At 46.0% G+C, this 8980-nt stretch carries 9 protein-coding genes; 1 reads left to right on the top strand and 8 read right to left on the bottom strand.

What is annotated here, in order from left to right; translation table 11 throughout:
* A partial coding sequence (locus tag ACWVCM_RS04525; protein WP_455200525.1) for an AAA family ATPase occupies positions 1-1192 on the top strand: 1192 nt, incomplete at its 5' end.
* 142 nt (positions 1193-1334) lie between these two features.
* Here the strand turns inward: ACWVCM_RS04525 and infA are convergent.
* From infA to ACWVCM_RS04485, 8 genes are all read right to left on the bottom strand, one after another.
* The gene (gene infA, locus ACWVCM_RS04520; protein ID WP_455200524.1) at positions 1335-1697 is read right to left on the bottom strand and encodes a translation initiation factor IF-1; all 363 of its coding nucleotides are present in this window, start codon (positions 1695-1697) and stop codon (positions 1335-1337) included.
* A 64-nt stretch (positions 1698-1761) separates the two neighbouring features.
* Positions 1762-1998 carry a hypothetical protein gene (locus ACWVCM_RS04515; protein ID WP_455200523.1) on the bottom strand — a complete coding sequence of 79 codons (237 nt, stop codon included), beginning with the start codon at positions 1996-1998 and terminating at the stop codon, positions 1762-1764.
* Between the two features lie 210 nt (positions 1999-2208).
* Entirely contained in the window at positions 2209-2955 is a 747-nt protein-coding gene (locus ACWVCM_RS04510; protein WP_455200522.1) for an arginyltransferase, read from the bottom strand.
* A gap of 63 nt (positions 2956-3018) precedes the next feature.
* Positions 3019-3735, bottom strand: a complete 717-nt coding sequence (gene aat / locus ACWVCM_RS04505) for a leucyl/phenylalanyl-tRNA--protein transferase (RefSeq protein ID WP_455200521.1) — start codon at positions 3733-3735, stop codon at positions 3019-3021.
* A 99-nt stretch (positions 3736-3834) separates the two neighbouring features.
* Positions 3835-4923: a metal-dependent hydrolase gene (locus tag ACWVCM_RS04500; protein WP_455200526.1), complete on the bottom strand. Its 1089-nt coding sequence runs from the start codon at positions 4921-4923 to the stop codon at positions 3835-3837.
* A 12-nt stretch (positions 4924-4935) separates the two neighbouring features.
* A complete protein-coding gene (locus ACWVCM_RS04495; protein ID WP_455200520.1) occupies positions 4936-5544 on the bottom strand; it encodes a hypothetical protein in 609 nt (202 codons plus the stop codon).
* Positions 5545-5650: 106 nt separating this feature from the next.
* On the bottom strand, positions 5651-7417 hold the full coding sequence (locus ACWVCM_RS04490; RefSeq protein ID WP_455200519.1) for a winged helix-turn-helix domain-containing tetratricopeptide repeat protein: 1767 nt from the start codon (positions 7415-7417) through the stop codon (positions 5651-5653).
* A gap of 44 nt (positions 7418-7461) precedes the next feature.
* On the bottom strand, positions 7462-8980 hold a 1519-nt coding region (locus ACWVCM_RS04485; protein WP_455200518.1), incomplete at its 5' end, for a tetratricopeptide repeat protein.

Genomic DNA, 8980 nt, shown 5'->3' with positions numbered 1-8980 from the left:
TCTGAAATCTCGCTTTGAAGAACATCATGGTGTGAAATTTACCCGTCAGGCGTTGAAATCAGCCGTAGAACTGTCTGAGCGTTATATCAATGAACGTCATTTACCGGATAAAGCTATTGATGTTATTGATGAAGCAGGCGCGAATCAACGCTTGCTGGCGCCCTCCAAACGTAAGAAAACCATCGGCGCGAAGGACGTGGAACTGGTTGTGTCAAAAATGGCGCGCATTCCACCCAAGCAGGTTTCCAGTTCCGACAAGGAAGGTTTGCGTAATCTGGAGCGTGACCTGAAACTGGTGGTATACGGGCAGGACGAAGCGATTACCACCCTGTCATCGGCTATCAAGATGGCGCGTGCTGGCCTGGGTAACGAACAAAAGCCTATTGGTTCTTTCCTGTTTGCGGGCCCAACCGGTGTTGGTAAGACTGAAGTTACAAGACAATTGGCGCAAATTATGGGCGTTGAGCTGATTCGCTTTGATATGTCGGAGTACATGGAGCGCCACACCGTATCGCGTTTAATCGGTGCACCTCCAGGTTACGTAGGTTTCGATCAGGGCGGTCTGTTAACGGAAGAGGTGAATAAACATCCTCATGCGGTTCTGTTGCTCGACGAGATTGAAAAAGCACATCCCGATGTATTTAACCTGTTATTACAGGTAATGGATCACGGCACATTGACAGATACCAATGGTCGCAAAGCGGATTTTCGTAACATCATAATTGTGATGACAACCAATGCGGGCGCAGAACAAATGAGTCGTCCTTCCATTGGTTTTACCCATCAGGATCATTCTACCGATAGTGGAGAAGTAATTAAGCGGACTTTCACTCCGGAATTTCGTAATCGCCTGGATGGTATTATCCAGTTTCAGGGCCTTGATGAGCGAACAATCTCTTATGTGGTTGACAAGTTTATTTGTGAGCTTGAAACACAATTGCTCGAGAAGAAAGTTACCCTTAACGTGGATAATGAAGCCCGTGCCTGGTTAGCTATGCATGGCTATGATCCTAAAATGGGTGCCCGACCCATGGCGCGTGTAGTGAAAGAAAGTATCAAGAAATCATTAGCGGAAGAACTGTTGTTCGGTCGTCTGGCGGATGGTGGAGAAGTGACTGTCTCTGTCAAAGATGATCAGCTAAGTTTTGAATTTGATATTGAAGAAGAACACGAAAAAGAAACCGTCAGCTAGCAGTCGCTAGCTGGCAATTTTTTTATATAACTGAAAGATATCCTGCCAATCCAACGCAGCACTGCTGCGTTGGTCAATTGCTAAAATTCCTGGAAATGGTAACGCCTGGTTGAGCCGGGCGCGATAGCCCCTAACGAGAATATTAACGAGCGCGGAAGACTATGCGGCCTTTGGACAGGTCGTAAGGCGTTAATTGTACGGTAACCTTATCGCCCGTCAGTATGCGGATGTAATGCTTGCGCATTTTTCCGGAGATATGAGCAGTTACCACATGGCCATTTTCCAGTTCGACGCGGAACATGGTGTTGGGTAGCGTCTCAACGACGGTACCTTCCATTTCTATGTGTTCTTCTTTAGGCATAAATTCCTTAACTCTAGATTCGCTAAACCAAAAACTGGCAAAATTGGATTGGGCAATTAGAAGCCATCCCACGAATTGAGCCCCACTATGGGCAATTCGTGGCACATAATGCCTGATCTCGACCAATTTTTCAAAATTTAGCACACACTAAATCCGGTATTAGTGTGGATTCTGCGGGAATGAGTGAAATTGGTGCCGTAGCGGCGCCCTATATATGGATTGCCTGTTTCCAGGGGGTGTGTGCCCATGCGACAGACGGATGGACAGCTTCCTGTTGTAAGATCAGTTCCATACCCAGAAATACCAGGATGGCGTTAAAATCGTTGGGGTCTTCGAGTTGCTGTTTCAAGCACTCAAGATGTGCGTAGTTCATATATAACAGGTTAGGACTAAAACCGTGTTCTTGTTCGAATTCTTTGGCAACACTGTAAATATAGCTGAGCATGATTTCTAGCCTCTGTTAACCTGCATTAGAATTGGTATAGTTTTCTCGGGTTCCTCCCGTACCTTTCTAACGGTTAAAGACTAGATTGGTCCTAGAAGTCCATTTGTGATGCCTTGATTTTTATATCGTCCGGGAGGTTTGTTTCTTTAGGGGGTGGGTGATCTTTAACTTACTGAATAATAAGCTTAAATAACAAAAACTGGTTAAAAATTAATTGCCGAAGAGGTGGGTATCCGACAGGGGGATCCAGCGCCCATTGGTAAATATTTCTGCAGGTCGGAAGGAAGATTTATACTGCATCTTTCTACAGTTTGGAATCCAGTAACCCAGATAAAGCCTGCGTAACTGTAACGAAGCGGTTTCCTGTACCAGCCATAATATAGCGTACGTTCCCAGGCTATGCGCTTCATAGTCTGGATCAAAAAACGTATATACGGCAGATAAACCCTGCACGAGTTTATCCGCAACAGTGACCGCGACTAATCGGTTTCCGCTACGAAACTCATAAAAATAGGTTTCACTCCAGTCGCAGGAAAGAAAATTCATATAATCTTCCTTGCTGGGATTTTCCATGGTACTGCCGGAATGACGGTAACTGAGATAGCGTTGGTACAATTCAAAATGATCCTGCTGGAATGCTGCAGGAATACATTTTACGGTTAGATTCTCGTTTTTGTTCATCACTCTCCGCTGAGAGCGGTTGGGCTTAAATATGTCTACTGGTATCCGAATCGGGATACAGGAATGGCAGTGAGGGCAGTTAGGTGCATAAATGTGTGCACCGCTGCGTCGAAAACCATAATCTGCAAGGCGACTGTAAACCGGCATAGTCATGGGCACCGTTGGATCGGCAAACAGGGAGACAGCGGTATGGTCGTCCAGGTAACTACAGGCATGTGGTTCGCTGGCGAAAAACGCCAGTGAGTTTACGGCCTTGGAAGAATAAGCATTATCCATATCGTCAATAGTTAAAATGAGATTACCAACAGAGTATGGCGCATCACTGGAATCGGTTGTCTTCTATTGTTCATCGTTAGTCCAGTGACTTCTCCATGCGTTCGCGTTAACAGTTTTCTCGCACCATTGGTTTAAATAGGCACAAAATTGTTCCCGTGGTATATCTATTGCTCCCAGGCTAATGAGGTGTTCCGACTGAACCTGGCAATCAATGAGTTGATAATTCCATTCTTTAAGTTTGCCAGTTAAATGGACTAATGCAACTTTTGAAGCATCCCTTTCTTTGGAAAACATCGATTCGCCAAAGAATACCTGGCCAATCGCCATGCCATAAAGACCGCCCACCAGTTCATTGTTTTGCCAGCACTCGACTGAATGTGCGTACCCCAACTCGTGCATTTTGCCATAAGCGATGCGCATTTCACCGCTAATCCAGGTGCCTTGCTGCTTCAAGCGGGGAGCCTGGCATGCTTTCATCACCTCATCAAACGCCAGGTCTGTAGTCAACGTGAAAATATTCCTGTTAATGGTTTTACGCAGACTGCGAGAAATCTTTATATCATTCGGGAATAACACAGCGCGAGGATCAGGTGACCACCACAATATAGGTTCACCCGGATTAAACCAGGGGAAAATGCCATGACGGTATGCAGCCAGTAGCCTTTCAGGTGATAAGTCACCACCCACGGCCAGCAATCCATTAGGTTCTTCCAATGCCAGGGAGACATCGGGGAATTCATGGCTGGTATCGTTGGGGCTAATTAGAAACGGCGTAATCACAATTCTTGATCTAAGAAGCAAGCGAATAAAGTAGGTTAGTTCGATAATTTGCCTGTTGTCAATAATGCAGATATTTCCCTCAACCAGAAAATGTTCGTACTACAAAAATGGCCATTGAAGTGGCCTTCGGCTATTTATTGTATTGCGCTGCAGGCGATAAGGTGACCATTGGTTTTGACTGCCACACATACCATAACGGAACGGAGGGAGCATTACCGGGAAAACATAGCGCAAATCCGTAAACCAGAAGCAAGTACCAGCATCATCATTATCCATTCGATAGAGCACCGGAAAAATGGCAAATTTACGGAAGGCGGAGAATTCATCCAGGTTCCATATATCGACTACCTTATGATCCTGGTTTTCGATTTTTTGAAAACGCTCCCATGTTGCTTCTTCAAACGGTCGATAGTATCTCACAGCATTTATGAAAATTTGACTTTCCGCGGAGAGTAATTTAACCATGAATTGCGTGAATGCCTGATGCCAGTGAGCGGGCATGACGTTAACAAAACTTACCTGGTAATAATCAGTACCTTCAATAATAATTTTCCAGTGTGTGGGGGAGAACGGTTGAGGGAGGTTATGGACTACTGCATTATGCAGTTGGTTTTCTTCTACATATTGGTGGGCGAATTCGTTGGCTATCGAGCGAAAATAAGTCTGTAATCCCAGGTACGATATCAATACACAAATAGTAATTGCGGCAAACGGGCGATGATACTGGGTTTTAAATCTTTTTAGAAGTATTGAAATGAGTAGGCCGGTTAGCACGATACCGGTAAAGTAACCGTCTATAAAAAATGTGGTACCGATTACTGCTTTATAGTCTGAGATGGGATTGAAAATTTGCGTACCGTAGATGGTGATCATATCCGACAGAATGTGTGTGGAAATTGCGATGCCGCATACTAATGAATACACCCGCCATTTCCAACGTGCTTTCACAATGGAAGCCGCAATAAATCCAATAGTGATGGACCACACTGGCATCATGACAAACGAGTGTGTCGCCGCGCGGTGCCATTCGGCAAGAAACTGCAGTGGGTGAATCCAGAATGTTAAATAATCTATGTCGGGGAATATTGCAGCAATAAAAGCTAATAGCGTAATTTCTTTAAGTGATATATTTTCATTGCGTACAGGAATGCTGCGTATGGTCAATGCGCCAAGCAGTCCATGGGTCATGGTGTCCAAGGATCAGCTGCTCCTGGTAGATGCAAACTTGTTAAGTGTGGTTGCCCCCTTTTCCGCCACATTAAGTAAGTTATTGAGTTTGTCTCGAGTTCGTTGCTGGTTGTTGGAGTTATCCCACAACCAATACGTAAATGTCATCAAATAGATGGAAGACAATACAACTTCTTCGATGATGCGCTTTGTATCGGTTGCCTCACAGATGCATACCTGGCGAATCCATTGTACAGTTCGGCTAATGCGCATCAGGCCCAGCACCTGTAAATGCACATGGCCAAATTCCAGTTTGTACTTCAACATTTGTCGGGCAATGGCGCGATGCGGGGCCAGGCTGTCTAACCATGTCATGATAGCGATGTGTAATCGTTCACGCATTGACAGCGGTGACATCTTTTCTTTGCTGCATTGTTCCAGTAAATAATTGTCCGCGCGGTCGAACAGGGCATCGGTGAGTTCATCTTTTTGTGCGAAACAGTTTCGTAGTTGCGCTAATGAAATTCCCAGGTCATCAGCCACCTCGTATAGCTGCAAGTCTTCCCAGTGTTTTTTAGTAGCACCGAGACGTAATGCGGCGTCAAGAATATGTTCACAGTTGATCGGGGAATCGGTATTCATGCTTGATCGCTCCGTTTGTTGACAATCCGATGATTCCAGAGTTAATCGATTTACTCGTCGATATTTTTGATCAATATTGCGATGCTCATTGTGTATGTCTAACGTCCTACTCTGATAAACCTGCTTTACGCAAATCATCTAGAAAAACATTCAGATGGTTTTTGTTTTCAAAGGGAACAGTATTTGAAAGATGTGTAATTGTGATGCCTGGCCTTAGAATGCCCAGTTGTTCAATCTCCCATTCTGCGTCATTAAGGCGGTCGAGCCTGATATAACATGCAGCAAGAAATAAACGCGGATTCAACACGGTTTCGTTTCGGTTAAGAGCGTCCTGTAAAGCCTTGACTGAATCTTCGTATCGACCCTGGCCGTAATAAGCCAGGCCCAGGTTCCAGGGATAATCAAAAGTGTGATAGGGGTTGAGTGCGATGGCTTTTTTGATGTAACGTTCCGCTTCCTTTGCCTTGCCTCGCCAGTTGGCAATAAACGCGAGCAGGCCATAACCATCGGCGTAATTGGGTGACAATGTAATGGCCTGCATGGCAGCCGCTTCGGCTTGCGGGTATTCCTTGCGAAACAGGTGCACAAATCCCAGAGACCAGTATATCTGTGGCGTGGACTGGTCGAGTGCGATGGCCTTGTTTGCCAGTTGAATGGCGCGTTCCTGAGCTTCCGCCATTGATAGATTCGTCCATTGAAATCGGTAGCCACGTGTCAGTGCAACAGCCATTGCACCATAAGCACGCGCGTAGTCTGGATCCAGCTCAATGGCATGTTGGTATGCTTCCATTGCCAAATCATGGCCTTGCCTGGTTCGATTTTTAGAATGTTGCAATCCAAGCAATAAAGCATCGTACGCTTCAAAACTGTTGGTGGTGCGGTATAGTACGCGCTGATTTTCCTGATCCGATAGTGTGACAAACATGGCATCAATGACGCGTCGAGCGATTTCATCCTGGATGGCGAATACATCATCCAGGTTCCGGTCAAAACGTTCAGCCCAAAGGTGGTGCCCCTTTTCAATATCGGTAAGTTGGACGTTGATGCGAATGCGTTGACCAGCTTTTTGCACGCTGCCTTCTACAATGTAAAGAGCATCCAGATCGCGCGCGACTTCCTTAAGACTGATTGTCGTATCTTTGTAGTGGTAGGCAGATTGGCGGGCAACCACTCGTAATGCGCCAACCTTTGACAAGTCAGTAATAATGTCATCAGTAATGCCGTCGCTGAAATATTCCTGTTGTGGATCGTTACTGAGATTTTTAAAAGGCAATACAACTATTGAAGGTGTTTTAGGAGAAGGATTACTCTTTGTCGATTCTTCGACTGCTTCCGCATTGCGATTTGGTATTGAGCCTGGCTCTGTATTCAGAATTTGCCAGCCTGCAACAATAATAATCAGTCCTATAACGGCCGCAGTCAACTGAGTGGTAACAGATCTTGCCCTGGTTTGGTAGGGCGCAGGCGCGCGGGATTCATCTGGCTCGCTGTCTTCTGTGTCATGACCATCCTCAGTGCTTACTTCATTAGCAATACCCGATGACACATCAGCAATCAGACGGTAGCCTTTTTTGGATACCGTCTCTATGTATCGTGGATTCCGTGAATCATCACCCAGTGCCTTGCGTAGTTTAATGATACTGCCGGCAATGGCATCGTAACCGACAATGGTGCCAGCCCAGACGGTGCTTTCCAGTGTTTCTCGACTTACCACCTTGCCAGGATTTCGCGCCAGGCAAACCAGTACACTCATCACCTTGGGTTCCAGCCTGACTTCTGCTTCCCCACGTTGGAGGCGATCGCTATCCGGGTCAGCGATCCATTCACCAACCTGAAATGGTTTGTTGGTATTTGGTGAATCAGCCTGTTTCATTTTTTAGCAACATAATTTATTCGCAGTTAGCATGCTTAAGAGATTTATTCTGGTAATCCGGCCTTTCGCAAATCATCCAGCAGCAATTGCTTGAATTCTGGATGGATAAGCGCGATAGCATCGTCAGTATGCGTAATTGTGGTTTCCGGATTCATGATCTGAAGCTGTTCCGTTATCCATTGGGCGTCTTCTATCCTGCCGGCTTGCACATAACTGGCTGCGAGAAATATTTTAATAGGGATTGCATTTTCATTACGCTCCTGTGCTTTCTCCAACGCTTCGATTGCCTGCTCGTAGTTACCTAGCAGATATTGTGCGAAACCCACATTAAACAGATAGTCCCAGGTATAATACGGATTAAGTTGCATTCCTCGTGTCGCATATTCCAGAGCTTTATCAGCATTACCGAGACTATTATGGATCAATGCAAGTAATCCATATCCGTCCGCATAATTCGGCGCAATGCGAATGGCTTCAGATACAGCCTTTTCCGCTTTGTCGAATTCCTTGCGCGCCCGGTAAACAAAACCAAGAGACCAGTAGGTTTGCGGAATTGTACTATCCAGTTGAACACCTTGTTCAGCCAGTGATAATGCACGGCTTAACGTTTCGTTGGGTGTGTCAGTCCAGCCTCGCCGAAAGGCCTGAGACAGGCTATATGCTAATGTGCCATAGGCGCGACCATAGGCAGGATCGATTTTGATTGCCTGTTTGTACGCTTCCATTGCCTGCTCATTGGCCTGCTTGTCGTATTGTCTTGATAATCGTTGTCCTTCCAGAAAGTATTCATAGGCCTGCAAATTGTTCGTTGTGCGCTGTGCCAACCGGGATTTTTCCTCTGCGGATAGTTTGATCGCCAGGGCTTTGACCAGGCTGCCCGTTACTTCATCTTGCACGGCAAATACTTCTTCCACTTTTCTATCGTAGCGTTCTGCCCAGACATTGAAACCGGTTTCGGTATTGACCAGCTGTATATTGATGCGTATCTCATTATCGTGGCGTCTGGCGCTGCCCTTCAGCATAAAATCGACATTTAGTTCATCACGCAGCTCTTGCGCAGTAACCTGGCGACCCTTGTACTTGAAGGTGGTATTGCTGGCGAATACCATAAGGCTCGATAAACGTGAGAGGTCGGTAATAATATCTTCGGTGATACCATCAACGAATACGTCGTGCTCGTCACTGGCTCCCAGGTTTTCAATAGGTAGCACAATAAGTGACGGCAACTCGCTGCTGGGTTGACTTTGAAACTTTGATACTGCCAGCCAGGCAACGACCACTACCAGTGCCAGCATCACTGCACCGATGACAACGTATTTATTTTTGCCTGAGTCTGAAGGAAGTGTTGCTGACTGACCGCTATCCGTATCTTCCAGTGATGATGTGACTGATGGAGTAGTGCGATCAATAGTGGTGTTGCTATCAATGCATGTTACTGGCGCAATCAGTTGATAACCTTTTTTTGGGATGGTGGCAATAATGCGAGGCTGTCTGGCACTGTCGCCCAGCGCTTTGCGTAATTTGATGACGGTCGCAGTCACCGCATCATAGCCCACCAATGCG

It is taken from the genome of Kaarinaea lacus, assembly GCF_975902315.1.
The sequence above is the reverse complement of the archived record's forward strand: the minus strand, read 5'-3'. Positions and strand labels throughout refer to the sequence as shown.

Bases quoted from the DNA above. Each gene is read 5' to 3' on its own strand.
- ACWVCM_RS04515 (WP_455200523.1), bottom strand. From the start codon at position 1,998: ATGCTCAGCTATATTTACAGTGTTGCCAAAGAATTCGAACAAGAACAC.
- ACWVCM_RS04510 (WP_455200522.1), bottom strand. From the start codon at position 2,955: ATGGATAATGCTTATTCTTCCAAGGCCGTAAACTCACTGGCGTTTTTC.
- ACWVCM_RS04500 (WP_455200526.1), bottom strand. From the start codon at position 4,923: ATGACCCATGGACTGCTTGGCGCATTGACCATACGCAGCATTCCTGTA.
- ACWVCM_RS04495 (WP_455200520.1), bottom strand. From the start codon at position 5,544: ATGAATACCGATTCCCCGATCAACTGTGAACATATTCTTGACGCCGCA.
- ACWVCM_RS04490 (WP_455200519.1), bottom strand. From the start codon at position 7,417: ATGAAACAGGCTGATTCACCAAATACCAACAAACCATTTCAGGTTGGT.